The organism is Dehalococcoidia bacterium, from assembly GCA_035310145.1.
Classification (GTDB): Bacteria; Chloroflexota; Dehalococcoidia; order CAUJGQ01; family CAUJGQ01; genus CALFMN01.
The window spans coordinates 56,518-74,237 of record DATGEL010000054.1 but is presented as its reverse complement, the minus strand read 5'-3'; the positions used below and the strand labels follow the sequence as shown (position 1 = coordinate 74,237).

General features: G+C 69.5%; 24 protein-coding genes and 1 tRNA gene. 10 read left to right on the top strand and 15 right to left on the bottom strand.

The features are described 5' to 3' along the window. Positions 1-17: 17 nt before the first annotated feature. Genes VKV26_11400 through VKV26_11380 form a run of 5 tightly spaced genes read left to right on the top strand, consistent with a single transcriptional unit; the run spans position 18 to position 2,042 of the window. A complete protein-coding gene (locus VKV26_11400) occupies positions 18-425 on the top strand; it encodes a single-stranded DNA-binding protein (protein HLZ70495.1) in 408 nt (135 codons plus the stop codon). Beyond that, positions 425-874, top strand: a complete 450-nt coding sequence (locus tag VKV26_11395) for a hypothetical protein (GenBank protein ID HLZ70494.1) — start codon at positions 425-427, stop codon at positions 872-874. The genes VKV26_11400 and VKV26_11395 overlap by 1 nt, the downstream gene beginning before the upstream one ends. 42 nt (positions 875-916) lie before the next feature. Beyond that, entirely contained in the window at positions 917-1,318 is a 402-nt protein-coding gene (locus VKV26_11390; protein ID HLZ70493.1) for a hypothetical protein, read from the top strand. Beyond that, positions 1,315-1,863 carry a hypothetical protein gene (locus VKV26_11385; protein HLZ70492.1) on the top strand — a complete coding sequence of 183 codons (549 nt, stop codon included), beginning with the start codon at positions 1,315-1,317 and terminating at the stop codon, positions 1,861-1,863. Before VKV26_11390 ends, VKV26_11385 begins: the two co-directional genes overlap by 4 nt. After that, positions 1,860-2,042 carry a hypothetical protein gene (locus tag VKV26_11380; GenBank protein HLZ70491.1) on the top strand — a complete coding sequence of 61 codons (183 nt, stop codon included), beginning with the start codon at positions 1,860-1,862 and terminating at the stop codon, positions 2,040-2,042. Before VKV26_11385 ends, VKV26_11380 begins: the two co-directional genes overlap by 4 nt. A 281-nt stretch (positions 2,043-2,323) precedes the next feature. Here VKV26_11380 and VKV26_11375 read toward each other — a convergent pair whose 3' ends face one another. Both VKV26_11375 and VKV26_11370 read right to left on the bottom strand, forming a co-directional pair. Further along, positions 2,324-2,719 carry a hypothetical protein gene (locus VKV26_11375; protein HLZ70490.1) on the bottom strand — a complete coding sequence of 132 codons (396 nt, stop codon included), beginning with the start codon at positions 2,717-2,719 and terminating at the stop codon, positions 2,324-2,326. Continuing rightward, complete coding sequence (locus VKV26_11370) at positions 2,719-2,937, bottom strand: helix-turn-helix domain-containing protein (protein ID HLZ70489.1); 219 nt, start codon at positions 2,935-2,937, stop codon at positions 2,719-2,721. The genes VKV26_11375 and VKV26_11370 overlap by 1 nt, the downstream gene beginning before the upstream one ends. A 161-nt stretch (positions 2,938-3,098) precedes the next feature. Between VKV26_11370 and VKV26_11365 the strand changes: the two genes are divergently transcribed. The 3 genes from VKV26_11365 to VKV26_11355 all read left to right on the top strand — a co-directional run bounded on the left by VKV26_11365 (position 3,099) and on the right by VKV26_11355 (position 5,340). Further along, positions 3,099-3,434, top strand: coding sequence for a hypothetical protein (locus tag VKV26_11365; protein ID HLZ70488.1), 336 nt, complete (start codon positions 3,099-3,101; stop codon positions 3,432-3,434). 144 nt (positions 3,435-3,578) lie between these two features. Next, a complete protein-coding gene (locus tag VKV26_11360; protein ID HLZ70487.1) occupies positions 3,579-3,803 on the top strand; it encodes a hypothetical protein in 225 nt (74 codons plus the stop codon). A 373-nt stretch (positions 3,804-4,176) separates the two neighbouring features. After that, complete coding sequence (locus VKV26_11355; GenBank protein HLZ70486.1) at positions 4,177-5,340, top strand: site-specific integrase; 1,164 nt, start codon at positions 4,177-4,179, stop codon at positions 5,338-5,340. A 109-nt stretch (positions 5,341-5,449) separates the two neighbouring features. On the opposite strand, the gene VKV26_11350 is transcribed toward VKV26_11355, so the two are convergent. Further along, positions 5,450-5,522, bottom strand: a tRNA-Phe gene (locus tag VKV26_11350). A 351-nt stretch (positions 5,523-5,873) separates the two neighbouring features. On the opposite strand from VKV26_11350, the gene VKV26_11345 reads away from it, so the two are divergent. Continuing rightward, entirely contained in the window at positions 5,874-6,461 is a 588-nt protein-coding gene (locus VKV26_11345) for a hypothetical protein (protein ID HLZ70485.1), read from the top strand. A 24-nt stretch (positions 6,462-6,485) separates the two neighbouring features. On the opposite strand, the gene VKV26_11340 is transcribed toward VKV26_11345, so the two are convergent. The 5 genes from VKV26_11340 to ffh form a co-directional block, all read right to left on the bottom strand. Continuing rightward, entirely contained in the window at positions 6,486-6,908 is a 423-nt protein-coding gene (locus VKV26_11340; protein HLZ70484.1) for a cyclic nucleotide-binding domain-containing protein, read from the bottom strand. 82 nt (positions 6,909-6,990) lie between these two features. After that, on the bottom strand, positions 6,991-7,617 hold the full coding sequence (rimM, locus tag VKV26_11335) for a ribosome maturation factor RimM (GenBank protein ID HLZ70483.1): 627 nt from the start codon (positions 7,615-7,617) through the stop codon (positions 6,991-6,993). Next, entirely contained in the window at positions 7,617-7,844 is a 228-nt protein-coding gene (locus tag VKV26_11330; protein HLZ70482.1) for a KH domain-containing protein, read from the bottom strand. The genes rimM and VKV26_11330 overlap by 1 nt, the downstream gene beginning before the upstream one ends. A gap of 16 nt (positions 7,845-7,860) precedes the next feature. Then, positions 7,861-8,145: a 30S ribosomal protein S16 gene (rpsP, locus tag VKV26_11325; GenBank protein ID HLZ70481.1), complete on the bottom strand. Its 285-nt coding sequence runs from the start codon at positions 8,143-8,145 to the stop codon at positions 7,861-7,863. A 56-nt stretch (positions 8,146-8,201) separates the two neighbouring features. Then, positions 8,202-9,554 (bottom strand): signal recognition particle protein, encoded by a 1,353-nt coding sequence (gene ffh, locus VKV26_11320; protein HLZ70480.1) that lies wholly within the window; start codon positions 9,552-9,554, stop codon positions 8,202-8,204. A 174-nt stretch (positions 9,555-9,728) separates the two neighbouring features. Here ffh and VKV26_11315 point away from each other — a divergent pair, with 174 nt between their 5' ends. Next, positions 9,729-11,777 (top strand): ATP-binding protein, encoded by a 2,049-nt coding sequence (locus VKV26_11315; GenBank protein HLZ70479.1) that lies wholly within the window; start codon positions 9,729-9,731, stop codon positions 11,775-11,777. 6 nt (positions 11,778-11,783) lie between these two features. Here the strand turns inward: VKV26_11315 and VKV26_11310 are convergent, their stop codons facing one another. From VKV26_11310 to xseA, 7 genes are all read right to left on the bottom strand, one after another. Next, complete coding sequence (locus VKV26_11310; protein HLZ70478.1) at positions 11,784-12,506, bottom strand: pseudouridine synthase; 723 nt, start codon at positions 12,504-12,506, stop codon at positions 11,784-11,786. A gap of 191 nt (positions 12,507-12,697) precedes the next feature. Continuing rightward, a complete protein-coding gene (locus tag VKV26_11305; protein HLZ70477.1) occupies positions 12,698-13,027 on the bottom strand; it encodes a hypothetical protein in 330 nt (109 codons plus the stop codon). 254 nt (positions 13,028-13,281) lie between these two features. Further along, positions 13,282-14,643, bottom strand: a complete 1,362-nt coding sequence (locus tag VKV26_11300; protein ID HLZ70476.1) for a CUAEP/CCAEP-tail radical SAM protein — start codon at positions 14,641-14,643, stop codon at positions 13,282-13,284. Positions 14,644-14,712: 69 nt separating this feature from the next. Beyond that, positions 14,713-15,525 (bottom strand): formyltransferase family protein, encoded by an 813-nt coding sequence (locus VKV26_11295; protein HLZ70475.1) that lies wholly within the window; start codon positions 15,523-15,525, stop codon positions 14,713-14,715. A gap of 63 nt (positions 15,526-15,588) precedes the next feature. Next, positions 15,589-16,269 carry a PHP domain-containing protein gene (locus tag VKV26_11290; protein ID HLZ70474.1) on the bottom strand — a complete coding sequence of 227 codons (681 nt, stop codon included), beginning with the start codon at positions 16,267-16,269 and terminating at the stop codon, positions 15,589-15,591. A 10-nt stretch (positions 16,270-16,279) separates the two neighbouring features. After that, positions 16,280-16,528, bottom strand: coding sequence for an exodeoxyribonuclease VII small subunit (gene xseB, locus VKV26_11285; GenBank protein HLZ70473.1), 249 nt, complete (start codon positions 16,526-16,528; stop codon positions 16,280-16,282). Next, positions 16,525-17,715: an exodeoxyribonuclease VII large subunit gene (gene xseA / locus VKV26_11280; protein HLZ70472.1), complete on the bottom strand. Its 1,191-nt coding sequence runs from the start codon at positions 17,713-17,715 to the stop codon at positions 16,525-16,527. Before xseA ends, xseB begins: the two co-directional genes overlap by 4 nt. Positions 17,716-17,720 lie beyond the last annotated feature (5 nt).

Below are 17,720 nucleotides of genomic sequence, written 5' to 3'. Positions count from 1 at the left end.
AAAGGTAGGACGAGTCCATGAACGGCATTGCCTGCGCCTTCATCGGCACGCTCGGTGCTGACGCCGAGCTGCGCTTCACCAGTGCCGGCAAGGCAGCACTGAACTTCTCCGTCGCCGTGGCCGAGAACCGCCCCAACGGCGACGGAGCCACGACCACCTGGGTGCGCTGCACGGCCTGGGAAGACCTCGCCGAGCGGCTCGGCGAGGCGCTGAAGAAGGGGGGCGAGGTCTACGTCGAGGGCAAGCTGAAACTCTCGACCTGGACCGGCCAGGACGGCAACCCGCGTACGGGCCTTTCCGTCTCGGCGTGGACGGTGCAGCCGCTCGGCGCCATCGGCCGGCGCGCTCCGAAGCGCACGGCGGATGGCCGGATGGACGAGTGGACCGCCGTGACGGCGGGCGAAGAACACCAGGGAGGGAAGTGATGGACGCGAACGAGTTGATCTCGCAGGCCGAGAAGTTGCGGCAGGGCGCCGCCGCGGTGCTGGGCGCGCAGGAAGACCGGGACGCGGTGGAGCAGGCCGCGGCGGCCGATCTGCGCGCCCAGGCCGAAGAGGCTGAGGCCCAGCGGCAGCACAGCGACGCTGAGCAACGGCGCCGCCTGGCGGTGGCGCGGCTCGACGTTGCTGCCGCCGACGTGCTGACGGGGTTGGCCCGCGCCGAGCAGCTCGCGGCGGAGCTGGCCGAAACGTGCGCGCACATCGCCGACGGCCTGACCGGCGTGGTGGTGCGCTGCGAGACCGACCGCCTGCCGCTGCCGCGTGCCGTTGGGCCCGGCGCAGTGCAGGCGGTGGCCGGGCGCATCCGCGACCGCATCGGGCGGCTCGTGCTGGTCCGGCCGGACTGGCAGGAACGGGCCGGCAGGCTGCTGTAAGCGGCGGGCCGGAGGTAGGTGATGGTAGCGGAAGGTAGGGGGATGAGCGAGACGTGCCGTGCGGCAAAGCGAGACGGCCGGCCCTGTCCGGCGCGCCCGCTGCCCGACTCCACCTACTGCTTCGGCCACGACCCACAAAAGGCCGTGGAGCGCACCGCCGCGCGCAAGCGGGGCGGTTACGGCCGCAGCTCGGCGGCGCGAGCCAGCCGCCATCTGCCTGAGCACCTGCACGGGGTACAGGCGCGGCTGCTCCGCTTGATGGACGACGTGGAAGCTGGCCGCATCCCGCCGCGTGCTGCCGAAGTCGTTGGTACGTTGGCGGGCCGGTTGATCGACCTCTCCCGCTTCGCCTACGAGTTGGGAGAGGCGAAGGAACTAACGGAGCGCCTCGCCGCGCTCGAAGCACAACTCACGGCACTCGCCGAGCGGAGGGAGGCAGCATGAACCGGGCGCAACTCAACCAGCGTTTAGCTAAGCTGGAAGCCAAAACACAACAGGCGCTTGCTGTGGCATCAGCACCGAAGTGGCATCGCGTGCTGACGGCCTGCGGCGGGTCGCTCTATGCAGCGTGGAACATCAGCGGTTGCGCCGGGTTTGAGGGTGAGTGGAAGCCGCCGATGCAGCGGTCGGACGAGGAGATCGACGCGGGCGTGGTCTGGTATCTCAATCAACGGGAAGCCTGCATCGAGCCGCCGAGCCGCCCTCCGGAGGAAGCGCGGGCCAGGCACGTAGACCGGCAGGTTACGCTCCTGATCGCTTACCTGATGGCGCACGGCGTGTTGCCGCTGCCGCCACCCCGACAGCCCTGCGTGCTGTGGCGCGGCGTCGCCGGGGAGGACTTTCGATCGAAGGGCTGGGTGGTGTTCGGTCAGCTTGGCGACGCGCCGGCCGAAGGGGAATGCACGATGTGCCCCTGCGCGCCCTCCGAGGAGATGCGCGAAGCGGCACTGCGCTGGTTCGATGAGCAGAATCAGGAGCAGGCGGCATGAACGAGCGAGAGGAACGCCGGCTGCGTCAGTTGGAGTTGCTGGACCAGCTCGAAGCCGTTGTCGAACCGCTGGTCGCGGTCGGCAACCAAGCTGCCGCCAGGCGCCTGCGGGCCATCCGAGAGCGGCGGGCGGCGCTGCTGGGCTGGGAGGCGCCACAGCGCCACGCGCCCGACCAGTAGCCGCACACGTCGGCGCGGTGAAAAGGTTTGCTGGACTCGGCGAAGCGCCCGGCGCGCTGCCGCGGATGCGCCGGACGAGGGGGCTATGACGATGAGGGTGTAATGCCCTCGTTCAGCCATGTAACCGCCGCGGCGATCTGCTCCTCCGACGCGCTGAGGGGCAACAATGTCACCCGCCGTTTCGTTGGTGCTGCCGCGCCCCGCGGCGGCTGAGCCGGTTTGGGTACCGAGCCAGACGTGGTAGTGTCTGCCATCGCGCTCGCCTCCGTCACCATCCGCCTTCAGTTCAACGACAAGTGCACGCCAAAGCCTTGCGCCTTCAGTTCATCGTGCTGGTAGGTCGGCCCGCCATGCGTGCCGACACTGAGTTGGTAGAACTTTGCGCGCCGCGAGAGATGGACCATGAATGTGACGATGCACTGGTCGGCGTAGCTGTTTTGGTCTGTGGCGTCAGTCGTCCCGGTGCCGATGATCGTGTCGTGCTCATCCCGCACCGTGACCGTGGCGTTGAGGATCTGATAACCGCCGTTGCACTCTGGCGCCGAGACGGTGCCGAAGAGCAGCGACTCCCCCGCCGTAGCGGTGGCTGAGCCGCAAGCGGCCGCTAGCAGCACCAACAACATTGCCGGGAGAGGGTGCAGAGAGCGCATCCACGCCAGCGGCTTCGCGGTGACCATCACTCGGCACCTTCCTCACTCTCCGGCCGGTTGGCGGTCTGATCGAGGAAGCGCACGAAGTCGCTTTCACGGACCCGCCAGCCCGCGCGCCGTCCCCCTGGGCGCGAGCCGCGCAGCTTGCCGGCGTTGAGCCACTGGCGCACGGTCCATTCCGTGACGTGGAGCTTCTCGGCGACCTCTGCCGTGGTCAGATAGCGTTCGTCAACCATCGTATCCATATTCATACTCGCCTGACCTCCTAACTTCAATCATTGTACTCTAAACATTGGCACATAATCTCATTACAATTTGTAGTCTATCATTAACTACTGTATAATAAGAGCGCAAGGAGGCCGGCGCCGTGCGTGAGACGGCGGCCGCCCCATGCGGAGACGGTGCAATGACCACCATCGCCCCGGTTCAGTCTACCGCTCGCCGCTGCGGTCATACGCCGGTCGCGGCGCAGATTACGCGCTACACCGATGGCCGGGTCTTCGCCTTGTCGCTGACGGCGCCCGGTCAGGTGTACGAGCTGCGCCCGACGCCCTCAGGCTGGCGCTGCGACTGCAGGGGCTACCAGTACCGCGGCTCGTGCTACCATGCCGCGGCCGCCGTCGCACGCTTCGGCGTCGCCTGCTGGCACTGCGGCGCGGCCGAAGGTGTCGAGAGCTACGTGAACCACTACGACGGCGGCGCCCGTATCGAGCTGTGCGCCCGTTGTGCCGGGCAGCCGTAACCACAGGAGCGAGCGCCGGCCGGCCAGAGGCAACGGGAGCTGACGGGCCGGCCGCCGCCCTGCACGACATACCCCCCGCGCGCGGACGTGTACCCCCGCAGACCGAGCCGGGCGGCGAACCCCGGCGCAGAGGGAGACAGAGACGTGACGTACACGCAGAGCGGACAGTTCCGGATCTACCACAGCAGCGAAGCGGGTTCACCGCGGGCGCACGACGACACCACGGGTGCGTGGTATTACGAGCCGGTCGATTGGGGCGAGGGCGACGTGTTCTCCCCCGGCTACGTCACCGAGGCGGCGGCGCTGGCCGCGGCGGAGCGGTGGGAGCAGCAGCAGGCGTGGGAGGCCGAGCGGGCGCGGGACGCGTAGCCGGTGCTGCCCATCTTCGCCAGTGAGGGGCGCCGGCCGGCGGACAACAAGGAGGAACAGTTATGGAATCCGCACGACGGGTATCGCGTGCCGGGCGGCGCGCCCGCGTGAGCTGCGGCTGCCCGCGGAGGAGGCGGCGATCCTGCGGCGGCTCTTCGTGCTGCCCCTGCCCGTTCTGGAGTTCGCCGCGGACGTGCTCCTGCCGGCGGCGATGGAACTCCATGCCGCGCACCCTCGTGCGTCCGTAGCCGAGCTTGCAGCCCGGATCGACGGGTCGATCCGGGCTACGCTGGAACGGTATCGCGTGGCGTACCCGAACGAAGTCGCCATGTTCTTGAACGCCGTCAGGACAGCACCCGGAGAGTAGCACGCGATGGGCAAACGCAGTGTCCGGCCCGATGGCAGCGTCGCCATTGAGGGCAAGAACGCGAACGGCGAAGGCAGCATCTTCCAGCGCAAGGATGGCCGCTGGGTCGGCAGCGTCATCCTTGCCGGTGACCGCCGCAAGGACGTGTATGGCAAGACACGGCAAGACGTAGCCGCCAAGCGCCTCGCGTTGTTACGGGCGAAGGCCGAGAACGTGCCGGTTCCGCAAGAGAAGACCGCCGTGGCGGCGTTCCTGGCCGGCTGGTTGGAACACACCGCCCGGCCGCGGGTGCGGCGCAGCACCTACACCGGCTATGAAGTGGTGATCAGACGCCACCTGACGCCGCAGCTCGGCACCCTGCGCCTCGCCCGGCTCACCCCGGTGGACCTTTCGCGCTGCTACGCCACACTTCAGAACGGCGGCCTCGCCGCTCGCACCGTAAGGCTCTGCCACGCCGTCCTGCATCGGGCGCTCGCCGACGCCGCACGGTGGGGCTTGGTGGCGCGCAACGTTGCGGAGCTTGTTGATCCGCCCCGCAGCAGCCATCTCGAACCGCGCGTGCTCACCATCGAGGAAGCCCGCCAGCTCATGGACGCGGCGAAGAGCGACCGCCTCGAAGCCTTGTATGTGCTCGCGCTGCTCAGCGGGCTGCGCGCCGGCGAGCTGCTGGGCTTGCGCTGGGCAGATGTCGATCTCGATCGCGGCGAACTGACGGTGCGCCAACAGCTCCAACGGGCGAAGGGCGAGTGGATCACGAGCGAGCCGAAGACGGCGCGCGGGCGCCGAACGCTGGGGCTGCCTGCGCGGGCCGTCGCGGCGCTGCGCCGCCGCCGCACACACCAGACCGAGGAACGTCTTGCGGCCGGCCCCGCGTGGCAGGACACCGACCTGATCTTCACCACGGCCATCGGCACGCCGATCGAGCGCGGCAATATTCTGCGCCGCTCGTTCTGGCCCCTGCTTGAGCAGGCAGGGCTGCCGCGCATCCGTTTCCACGATCTCCGACACACGGCGGCCACGATCCTGCTGGCGGACGGCGAGAACGTGAAGGCGGTGCAGGAGCGGCTGGGCCACGCGGCCGCGGCGATGACGCTGGACGTGTACGGCCATGTGCTGCCGGGCTTCCAGCGTGCCGTGGCAGAGCGGTTAGACCGGCTCTTCGGTTCGTAGGGGGACGGAAGCCGGGTTGCTGTCAGCGTTGCTGTCAGCGTTGCTGTCAAACCCGGTCGCCACACTGTCAAAGAGGGGCGCGTGGACCGATTTCACGCCTGCTACTCGGTGCCAGGGGGCAGAATCGAACTGCCGACACTGCGATTTTCAGTCGCATGCTCTACCGACTGAGCTACCCTGGCCTGTGCTCCCGGCCGGGGCACTCCGTCATTATCGACAAGCCGCCGCGATCGGGCAAGATCACAGCCGCGGCCCCTGAACGCCACGCCGCCGTCTCGGTCTCACCGCTCCTGGTTCAGAACACGGCTGGATCGTGAGCGCACGGTCGTCTAGCCTGCGCGGAGCGGCCCGCGATCAGTTGCCGTGCCGCGTGCGTCGCATTTTTTGAGGAGGTGAGGGTGAGGGGTGCGCTGACAGGCGGAGTCTTGCTGCTCATATTCGCTGCTTTGATCGCCGGGTGTTCCGGCGGCGCCAATCAGGCAAAGACACCGGCAGCCGGGACGGTCACCACGACGGCGGTGACGGCGGCCGTTGTGGCGTCGCCCGTCGCCAGCAACGCCGGACCGGCAGCAGATCGGCTGACCGCGGCGGCGCTCATCCAGAGCGAAGTGCCGCCCGGCCTGCAGCTCAACGCCAAGCGGCCATTTAGCAACCACGATTACGCCGCCGCGCAGGCGGATCCGGCCAGCTTCGAGCAGCAACTCAACGACGGCGGCCGCACGACAGGCGTCGTGGTGCAGTGGGCAGGGCCACAAACTTCGGCGGTGGGCCAGGCCACGACGGCAGGGCTGCTCGAAGTGCTCTCGCAGTGGCGCGACGCCGACAGCGCCCATGCGGGCCTGGCGACCACGCTGAATGCCGTGGCGAGCGGCGCCCAGCAGCCGGGCGCCGTGAAAGTAGACACCTCGCCCGCGGACCTGGGAGCGATTGGTGATGAAGTCTCGGCGCAGCACATTCACGTCGCCGCGGCGGCCGGCGGCGCGCCCGATCAGGACTTCTACATCGTCGGCCTGCGCGTGGGCGCGGCGACGGCGATCCTGATCGTCAACGGCTCGGGCGGCGCGCCCACGCAGGACGCCGTGCGCCAGATGGCGGTCACGCAGGCGGCGAAGCTGCACTGAACGGGGGCGGCGATGCGCTGGCCGCTACGTGGCGCGCTCTTCGGCGCGGCGCAGCAGTTGCGAGAGCGTCTTCAGCATATGGATGGCGATCTCCGGCTGGTCGCGCAGCGCGTCCAACAAGTCGAGCCGCAGCAGCGCCAAACAGCTCACGCTGTCCACGGCGCGCACCGTCGCCATGCGCGGCAGGTCGTTGAGCAGCGCCATCTCGCCGAAGGTATCGCCGGGCTTGAGCTGGTTGATCACCTGCTGGTCGGGCCCGGTGCCGCGCAGCACCTCGCAGTGCCCGCGGTCAATCACGAAAAAGGCGATGCCCGGATCGCCCTCGCGCAGGATCACCTCGCCGGGCGCATAGTTCCGCTCGCGGCCGGCGCGGGCGAGCCGCTGCAGATACTCATCGCTCATGCCTCGGAAGAGAGCGGCCTGGGCCAGGGACTGGGCAGCGTCCATCGCGTCCTCCTGCGTAGCGCCGGGCGTGGGCTTAGTCTAGCCGCCGGGGAAACGCTGTCAAGGTCGCTGCACTTTCGTGCGGCTACCGTGGCGGGGGCGCGGAACCCTGGCGGCGCAACTGCTTGTAGCGCCAGGAGGGCAGCCGCGGCGGCCTCGGCACGCGCGGCTCGGGCAACAGCCCTTCCAGCGGCTCGATCGTGATCGTGCCGGCGGCCAGGTCGATCGCGCGCACGATGTCGTCGATCATCGGCACCAGCACTTCACCGCGCGGGCCTTCCACCAGCAGCACGTCGTTGGCGCCGGTGGGCAGAAATTCGCGCACACGGCCCAGCTCTTCGCCGCCGCTGGTGAGAACGCGCAGACCGAGAATGTCGGACTGATAAAACTCGTTCGCGCCCAGCTCGGCCCGCTCGGCCTCCGGCAGCTCCAGCGGGTAGCCGCGCACCTGGGCCACGGCCTCCGGCCTGTCGATGCCCGTCAGCTTGACGAAGACGATCCCACGTTGCCAGCGGCTGCGCTCGACGGTGCGCTCGTGGCCGGCGAGCCAGAGGTGCGCGCCCGGCGCGAAGCGCTCGGGGAAGTCGGTGAGCGGCTCGACTTTGAGATCGCCTTTGAGGCCGAACGAGGTGAGGACCACGCCGACACCGACGAAACCCTCGCGCACGTCGGGCGAGCGCGGCGCCACATTGTCCGGCTTAGCCGCTTTCATCAGCCGATTTCAAGCACGGCATAGACATGTTCATGGGCGGCAGGCACGCGCAGCAGCGTGCGCATCGCCTGGGCGATGCGGCCCTGCTTGCCGATCACGCGGCCCATGTCGCCCTCGGCCACGTGCAGGCGCAACACCACGCGGTCGCCCTGGCGCCACTCGTCCACGGAGACGGCCGCCGGATCATCCACGAGCTGGCGGGCGATGTATTCGACCAGTTCTTTCATCGTGCCCCCACCCGCGTCAGGACTCGGCCGCGGCCGCCGGCTGCTCGGACCTGGCGGGCTTCTCAATCACGCCCTGGCTCTGCAACAGCCGCACGACGGTATCGCTGGGCTGGGCGCCCTTCCGCATCCAGTCCTTTGCCTTCTCCGCGTCCACACGCACGGTTGAAGGGTCGGTGAGCGGATCGTAGAAGCCGATCACCTCGACGAAGGCGCCGTCGCGCGGGGCGCGACTGTCGGCCACGACAATGCGGTACGACGGCGCCTTCTTTTTGCCCACGCGGCGCAGCCTGATTCTGAGCAATGCACACCTCCGGCGCGGAACTGAACCGCGCTGCCTTCTCTGTCGTCAACGGGACGCTAGCGGAACATGCCCGGCAGCAAGCCGCGGCCCTTGCTGTTGGCGAGCGTCTTCATCATCTGCCGCGCGTCCTCGAACTGCTTGAGCAACTGGTTGACTTCCGCGACCGACGTGCCGGAGCCGGCCGCGATCCGTTTCTTGCGGCTGCCCTTCTCGCTGCCCTTGCTCTTGAGCAACGTCTCCGGGTGACGCCGCTCGAACAGCGTCATCGAAAGGATAATGGCTTCCGTGCGCTTGAAAAAGTCATCGTCCATCTGATCGACGCCAAGCTGGTTGCTGATGCGGCTGACGCCGGGGATCATCTTCACCAGGTCGGCGAGGCGGCCCATCTTCTTGACCTTGCCCATCTGCGTGAGAAAGTCCTGCAGATCGAACTGCGCGGTCTTCATCCGCCGTTCGAGGTCCTTGACGTCCTGCTCGCCCATCGCTTCCTGGGCACGCTCCATCAGCGTCTGGATGTCGCCCATGCCGAGGATGCGCTGCGCCATGCGGTCCGGGTAAAAGGTCTCCAGCGCGTCCGCCTTCTCGCCCACGCCCACGAACTTGACGCCCACGCCGGTGACGGCGCGGATCGAGAGCACGGCGCCGCCGCGGGCGTCGCCATCCATCTTGGAGAGGATCAGGCCGGTGGTGCCGACGGCCTTGTGGAACTCCTCCGCGGCGCGCACGGCGTCCTGCCCGGCCATCGCGTCGGCCACGAACAGCACTTCCTGCGGCTTGAGCAGCTCGCGCAGCTCGGCGACCTCGCCCATCATCGCCTCGTCCACGTGCAGGCGGCCGGCGGTGTCGATGATGATCACGGTGGCGCCGATGCGCCTGGCTTCGTCGAGTGCGTGCCGGCAGATCTGCGCCGGCTTCACGTTCGTGCCCTCGGCATAGACCGGGATGTCGAGCTGGCGGGCGAGCGACTGGATCTGGTCGATGGCGGCCGGGCGGTACACGTCGGCGGCCACCAGCAGCGGCTTGTCGCCGCGCTGGCGCAGGTGCAGCGCCAGCTTGGCGCAGTGTGTCGTCTTGCCCGAACCCTGCAGGCCGACGAGCATAATGATCGTGGGCGGCTGCGCGGCGCGGTTGATGTGCCCCGGCTCGTTGCCCAGCAGCTCGATCAACTCTTCGTTGACGATGCCGACAATCTGCTGTGTAGGGGTCAGGCTCTTGAGAATCTCGGCGCCCAGCGCCTTCTCGCGCACTTTGGCGATGAACTCGCGCACGACCTTGTAGTTGACATCGGCCTCAAGCAGCGCCAGCCGCACCTCGCGCATCGCGTCGTCGAGATCCTTCTCGGTGACGGTGCCGTGGCTGTTGAGCCGGCCGAAGATTCCGCCCAGCTTTTCCGTGAGTGATTCGAACATGCTCGTTCCTGCCAGCAATTCGCCTGAGACGGACGCTCCCCGTGGGCCGCGCTCGCGCCAACCGCCGCGAACGCCGTTGACGGGGCACAACCCCGATGCTATGTACATCCTACCTGATTCGCCGCAGCGCTCGCCGGCTGGGCTCCGTGCCTCGGCGTACGAGGGGGTCGCAGCGTGACAGCCGACCGTTCCCGGTTACGCCTCGTCAACGCGCCCCAACCCGCGGCCGATGCGCCGCCCAATCTGCTCGACGCCGCCCTGCAGCTCGCCGGCAGCGATCGCGGCGCGATCGTGCGCCGCGCCGACGACGGCCGCATTGAGCTGCAAGGCTCCGGCCTCTCGCCGGAAGAGGAGGCCGCCTGCACCAGCCTGGCGCGGCGCCTCTGGCAACAGACCGTCGCCACGGCGCCGCTGGCCAGTACGCTCGGCGGCGGCACGCTGCTGGCGCAGCCGCTGCCCTCGTCCGCGGCGTCCGCGCCGTTGAGCGCGGCGCTCGTCGTCGCGCTGCCGGCCGGCGCCAGCCGCGATCCGGCGCGCATCGCCGCGCTGCGCCGGGTGAGCGCCGTGCTGGCGCCCGCGCTGGAGGCCGGCGAGCGCACGCGCGCCGTCGCGGCGCAGGCCGCGACCGAACGCCGCCGCGCCGAGCGGCTGCTGGCGCTCAACCATGCGCTGCAGGCGCTGGCCGACACCGACGACGCGCAGCTCGCCTGCGTCAAGCTGCTGGACGACCTGGCGCCGCAGTTCCCCGGCATCGACATGTGGGCCGTGTGGCTGCTGGAGGCCGACGACAGCCGCCTACGCATGGTCGCCAGCCGCGGCGAGTCGCGTCTGCGCACGCCGGTGCACGAGCTGCCGCTGGACACCGGCTACTCCTTCGACAGCGCCATCCACTCCGGGCAGCTCGTCGTGCAGAGCTACGGCAAGGGCGCGGCGCGCACGCCCGACGAGAAGCTGGCGAAACGGATGGGCATCGTCAGCATCGCGCACGTGCCGTTGAAGAGCCGCAGCGCCGTGGCGGGCCTGCTGACCCTCGCCGCGCGCACGGCGCGGCCCCTGCCCGAAGACGAACGCACCTTCCTGGAAACGGTCGGAGCGCAACTCGGCAGCCAGCTCGACGCGCTGCGCCAGCTCGAACGCGCCGAGGCCGAGAGTGAACGCCTGCAGGCGCTGATCGAGGCATTGCCGGTCGGCATCGCCATGTTCGACGCCCAGGGCAACGCCACGCTGTCCAACCAGGCGATCGCCGATCTGCTCGGCGTTGCTCCCTCGGGCAATGGGCGTCGCCGCGGCAGCGGGCATGCGTTGCTCACCGCCGACGGCCGGCCGCTGCCGCCGGAGGAGTCGCCGCTTTGCCGCGTGCTGAACGACGGCACGGCGCAGCTTGGCCGCGAGCTGGTGGTGCGCCGCGCCGACACCGGCGAGGACGTGCCGGTGCTGGTGAACGCGGCGCCCTTCCGCGACGGCAGCGGCCGGCTCACCGGCGTGGTCACCGTCTACCAGGACATTAGCCGGCTGCGCGAAGTCGACCGGCTGAAGGACGACTTTATCAATACCGTCTCGCATGAGCTGCGTACGCCGACCACGACCGTGCGCGGCGGCGCCCTGACCCTGCTGAAGCGCGGCCACCAGCTCGATGCGTCGGTGCGAGAGCAACTCCTGCACGACATGGCCGAGGAGGCCGAGCGGCTCTATCACCTGGTGGAGGACCTGCTGGGCATGCAGCGCGTGCAGGCAGGCATGCAACTGCAGTTGGAACCGACCATTCCCTATCGCTTCGTCAACGACGTGATCATCTCCCTGGGCGGGAGGGTCGGCAACCACGCGCTCACCGTCGACGTGCCATCCGATCTGCCGCTGGTCGATGCCGATCCAACCTATCTGGAGCAGGTGTTTCGCAACCTGCTGGAGAACGCCGTCAAGTTCTCGCCCAGGGGCCGGCGTATCGAGATCACCGCCGCGCTCGACGGCAAGAACGTGGAGTTCAGCGTACTCGACCGCGGCAGCGGCATTCCCAAAGAAGACATGGACCGCGTCTTCGAACCGTTCTACAAGACGGCGGACGCCGTGCGCACCGGCTCGCAGGGCGCCGGCCTGGGGCTCGCCGTCTGCCGCCGGCTGATTGAGGTGATGGGCGGCCGCATCTGGGCGCAGGCGCGCCCCGGCGGCGGCACGGCGTTTCGCTTCACCCTGCCGGTACTGCAGGAGGACGGCGCGGGGGAGTAGCGCCTCTCACTGAGGCAGATCGGCGTCGCGGCGCAGTCTCGTCACTTCGCGCGGCGCGAGCCGGCGATGGGCGCCGGCCGGCAGCCCTTCGAGGGTGAGCGAACCGAAGCGGGTGCGCACCAGCCGCCGCACCGTGAGGCCGACCGCCTCGCACATCAGGCGCACCTGGCGCTTGCGGCCTTCGTGGATCGTCAGCCCGAGCCAGACGCCGCCGTCTTCCGGCTGCAGCCGCTCGACACGGGCGGGCGCCGTGCGCCGGCCCTCTACCGACACGCCCCGGCGGAGTGCGTCGAGCTCTGCCGGCGCCGGCTCGCGATCGACGAGCGCCAGGTACTCTTTTTCGACGGCGAAGCGCGGGTGTGTGAGCCGCGCCGTCAACTCACCGTCGTTGGTGAAGAGCAACAACCCCTCGCTGTCCCGATCGAGCCGCCCCACCGGGAAGACGCGCGCTTTCACGTCGCCGAGCAGGTCGCGCGCCGTAGCGCGGCCGTGCTCGTCGCTGAGGGTGGTCACGTAGCCGGGCGGCTTGTTCAGCAGGTAGTAGACGTGCGGCGCCGCAGGCGCGACGCGCTGGCCGGACACGCGCACGTCGTCGACGCCGGGAACCGCCTTCGCCCCCAACTCGGTGACGATGCGGCCATTGACCGTCACGGCGCCGTCGAGCATCAGCCGCTCGGCCGCGCGGCGCGAGGCCAGACCCGCATCGGCAATCAGTTTCTGCAGGCGCACGCCTTCCCCGGCGACGGCGCGCCGGGGTCCGGCCGCGTGCGTGCCGCTTGTTCCGCGCTCGCGGCGGCGCGGCGCGTGCCCAGGCGCCGCTCGGGGCGCAGTCGAGTTCGCCGGGTTCGCCGGGTTCGCCGGGGTCGCCGGGTTCGATGAAGGCGTTGCGGCGGCGCGATGGCCTGGAACCCCCTGCCGGCTCACGTGCCGCGCCGGACGCGCCGGTAATAGAGCAACTCCTCGACCACCATGCCACCCGACGCGCCGCGCTGGCGCTGCAGGCCAGGCAGACCTCGATTCGAAAGCTGCCGCGCCAGCACGTGCTTGACCGCGAAGCGCAGCAGCGCGCCCGCGACGATCATCGCAGCGCCCTGCGTCAGCATGGGCAGCGCCGCCTCCCGCAGGGTCGGCGCCGGCGCCGCCGGGCCGCGGCGCACGACTTCGACGTCGAGAATCTCGACCGCGGCGCCGCACTTGCGGCAGTAGTTGTCGGCCTCGTTCAGCCGTGCGCGGCATGAGCGGCAGTGCATCGGCGACCTCACGCGCGGGGCCAGCGGCCGGCGCCCGACAGATTCGGCGCTGCGGCACAGCAAGTGTGCAGCGATTATAGCCAGCGCCCGTGGCCGGCAACAATTCACCCGCCGGGTCGCTCAAAGGCGGGCCAGCTGGCCACCGCAGCGTTCAGGGGTTCCTCCGCGACGATCCTTGTGTTGGTTTGGATCGGTATGGAGGAATCGAGCGGGCCTCAGTAGATGGGAGCAACCTGCTCCTCAGCCGGCTCTGCTCAACAGAACCACGCTTCGCTCAAGAAGGGGACCGGCGTTTGCGCGCCGTCGTGCGGTTGCCAGGCCGGCGCGGGCGCCGCGAGGCCCGCCGCGGCGTGGGCCGCCTCCCAGACCTGGGCGAACACCGTACGGCGGTCGGCGTGGGCGCCGGCAGCCGTGGCGATCCTGCGAACGACCGCGTACAGCTTGTCTACCCGTGAGTCCGGGTGCACCCACGTATAGGAAAGCGCCTGCTCGTCAAAGGGGCCAACCAGCGCCTGCACGTCGGGCAGTTCCAGCAGGCGCGAGCCTGCGGGAATCAGCAGGCGAATGGCGTACTGAACCGGCGCGACGTTGGCCACCAGATCCAGCTCGACGAGCGTGCGCAGAAGATCGAGGTATCCATCGAGCGTGGTCCAGGGCGTAAACGTGACGAAGGTGGGATTGAGCGTCAGCCCCAGCGTCCGAAAGCGTCGCACCACGGCTTCGAATTCGGCCCGCGTATGGCGCTTATCGAACTTTTCCAGGATCAGGTCATCGACGGCTTCGACCGCGCTGGTCACGAACACGCAGCCGGTATCCCGCAGCGCCGGCAGCAGCTCGGCGTGCCTGACCAGGTGCTCGATCTTCACGGTGACGTCGTAGGTCAGCGCTGGGAAGCGCGCGTGCAGGGCATCCACCAGGGGAAGCGCCTGCCGCGGCCCGTTAAGGAAATCCGGATCGCCGAAGGTGATGTGCTGCGCCCCTGCCGCCACCTGGCGGGCGATATCCTCCAGCACGACCTCGCGCGGCACCACGCGGAAGCGCCCATTGTAGACGGGCACGATCGGGCAGTGTCGGCACAGATGCTTACAACCGCGCGTGGCCTCGGTGTAGCCGACGAGCCGGTGATCGTCCGGCCCCATGATCAGCTTTGCGTAGCGCTCCAGCCCGGGCAGGCCACGGCGGTCTGGCGCCAGAAACGGCTGGCGAGCGAGGGAGATCACCGGTTCCTCTTGGGCGCTGGCCGCGCCCGCGGTCGCCAGCCGCTTGACGAGGGCGACGAGTCCATCCTCGAACTCGCCGCCCAGGATCGTGCCGGCGCCCAGCGATCGCAAGAACGCTTCGTTGACCGGCGCATAGAGGCCGTAGAAGCAGAGATGCGCCGTGGGATTGAGCTGCTTGACCGATGTCAGCGCCCGCGCCGCCAACCGCGTGGCCGTGTGCATCGGCACATAGAAGGCGATCAGGTCGGCAGCGGCGATCGCCTGCGCATCCAGCGCCTGCACCGCCAGGTCGAGACAGCGAACGGTTGCGCCGGCCTGAGTCAGGCGCGCCGCGGGGGACGCCAACCCGAAGGGCTGTCGTCCGAGCTCATAGGTCGAGAGGAGCAGAACGCGCACGGACTCGTTCGTTTCCCGCCGCCGGGCGGCGCGCGAGCGGCCGAAACCCGGCAGCGCTTCCCTTCACCATTATGAGCGCCGTCCCTCGGCCAGCCGCATCTCCACCAGCGTGGTGAGATCCAGCGCCTCGCCCGCCTGCGGCAGACCACGCTCGGCCGCGGCGCGGAGTGTCTCCACGATCAAGATCGGCTCGCGCAGGGCCCCGCGGCGGCGGATCTCGGCGAAGAGCGGCAGTTCCTCGCCGGTCTCGACTTTGAGCCGTTCCAGCGGCTGGCCCGCCGTGCCGGCCCAGAGCGGGTCGATCTCCGGCCCGCGCAGCGGGTACGTGCAGTAGGCCAGCGGCGGGCCAGCGTCGACTTCGGGAATGGCGCGGAAGATCGTGATGCCGCTGTGCTCGGCACGGGCGGCGATGAGCTGCCAGATCACGTCCTGCCAGATGCCGATCGGGCCGCCGGGCGCCGCCGGGTGCAGGTTGAGCAGGGGCAGCCGCTCGCAGGCGCGGGCGCCAAAGATCAGCATGTAGCCCGCCAGCACACCGAGCGTCGCGCAATACGGCTCGACCCGCTCCAGCACCGCGTCGTCGTAGTCCAGACGCCACCGCGGCAACAGCTCACCCTTACGCACGATCTTGCCGCCTGCCTGCTTGCGAAACGCGGCCGAGGAGAGCGTCAGCAGCGGCACGCCGCGCTCGCGCACCAGCGTGAAGAACTGGTCCGTCTGCTCGTCCTCGCCCGGCTCGCGGTTGCAGAAGACGTACGTCAGCTCTACCGGCAGCCCGCTGTCGATCGCCGCGCAGATGGCGCGAAACAGCGCCCGCGAGCCCGCCCCACGCCCCGTCGAAAACCAGCCAACTCGCAGCCGCCCGCTCAAACGCTTCTCCAAACCACCTCCATAGCCTCCCCCTCTCCAGCCGGGCTAGAGAGGGGGCCGGGGGGTGAGGCCACCCTACCGCGCCGGCCCCATGCCCAGCTTGAAGCGCAGCTTCGCCGCCGAGCTGAGCAGGTGCACGAACGGGCTGCTGAGCCGGCCGTGAATGCGGCCCTGCTTCAACGACTCCAGGAACCCTTCGGGCGTCTCGAAGTCGGGCATCTCCACCCAGGCCGAGCCGATCTCCGTATGCACGTGCGCGTCGGAGCCGGCCGACTCGAGCAATCCGTGCTCGCGGGCGAAGCGCAGGGCGCGCAGGTTGTCCTCCTGCTTCATGTTGCGCGCATTGAACACCTCGATTACGTCGACGTCGTCCACGATGCGGCTCAGCGCCGCCAGGCCGATGGCCGAGCCACGGTAGCGGTCGCAAGGATGCGGCACGCCGACGATGCCGCCCTGCTCGCGGATCGCGCGCACCGTCTCCTCCGGCGTCAGCCCCTTCGCGATCGGCTCCTTGAGGAAGTAGCCGATGATCTCGCCTTCGGTCGAGCGGATCTCCTCGGCGATGATGACCTTCAGCGCGCCCGCATATTTCGCCAGCCGCCGCACGGCGACGGCGCCATCGATGTTGTTGTGGTCGCTGACGGCGGCCCAGCCGATGCCGCGCGCGACCGCGCGCTGCACGTAGCGTTCGGGCGTGGTCCAGCCATCGCGGGAGAAGTGCGTGTGGCTGTGCAGGTCCGCGCGAATCAGCGGCATGCGCCCGGCCTCAGCCCGGCTCCGCGCCGGCCGGTTGGGCGACGCCGGCGGCACGAAACTGTTCGCTGAGCGTGGTGATGCGCAGCTCGGCGCCGTCGAGCAATTCGCGGCAGCGCTGCGCCAGCCGCATCCCCTCCTCGAACAGCCCGATCGACTCGTCCAGCGGCAGGCCGCCCGCCTCGAGCTGGCGCACCGTCTCTTCGAGCTGCGTGTACACGGCCTCGAAGCTCTGCTGCTCGCCCTTCTTCGCGTTCGTCATCTGATCTGACCGCCCTGCTTGACTTCGGCGGCCAGCGCCCCGTCCTGCACGCGGATGCTGACCAGGTCGCCGGCGCCGGCGTCGCGCACATGCGTCACGATGCCGCCATCCACGCGCTGCACCACGGCGTAGCCGCGCCCCAGCACCGCCAGCGGGCTGAGCGAGCCGAGCTGCAGCTCCCGCGCCTCGACCAGCGCCAGAGAGCGCTCGATCGCGCGGCGCAGCCGCTCCTCGCAGCCGGCGAGCAGCCGATCGAGCCGTTCGCGCGCGGCGCAAATGTCCGGCTGCACATCTTCAAGCGCGTCCACGAGCCGGTCGAGTGCGTCGCGCCGGTCGTCCAGCGCCTGCCGTGCCCAGGACTCCAGCGCCCCGACGTAGCCGCCCACGCGCATCGCCAGCTCGATCTGGTCGGGAACCACCAGCTCGCCCGCGACGGAGGGCGTGGGCGCCCGCAGATCGGCGGCGAAGTCGGCCAGGGTGAAATCCGTCTCGTGCCCCACGGCAGAGACCACCGGCACGCGGCTGGCGTAGATCGCCCGCGGCACACGCTCATCGTTGAAGGGCCAGAGGTCCTCTTGCGAGCCGCCGCCGCGCGCCACGATGATCACGTCCACGTCGCCGCGTTCGTTCAGATCGGCCAGGGCCGAGACGATGCCCGGCGCGGCGGCCTCGCCCTGCACGGCGGTCGGCGCCAGCACGATCTCGGCCAGCGGCCAGCGCCGCCCGACAACGGTGATGATGTCGTGCAGCACGGCGCCCGTGGGCGAGGTGACGACGCCGATGCGCCGCGGGAAGGGCGGCAGCGGGCGCTTGCGCGCCTCGTCGAACAGCCCTTCCGCTTCGAGCGCCTGCCGCAGCCGCTCGAACTGCGCGTTGAGCACGCCCGCGCCCTGCGGGTGCACGAAGTCGACGACGAAGTTCAGCTCGCCGCGCTGCTCATAGACCGAGACGTAGCCGTGCGCCAGCACCGCATCGCCGTGCTCCAACTTCATGCCGGCGTTGGCGCGCTTGAAGAAGGCACAGCGCATCTGCGCCGCCTCGTCCTTCAGCGTGAAGTAGATGTGGCCGGCCGCGGAGCGCGAGAGGTTGGAGATCTCGCCGCTGATCCAGAGGTCGCCCAGCGTGGCGTTCGACTCGATCAGCTCTTTGAGATAGCCGACCACCTGCTGAACCGTCAGGGCGAGCATAGGGC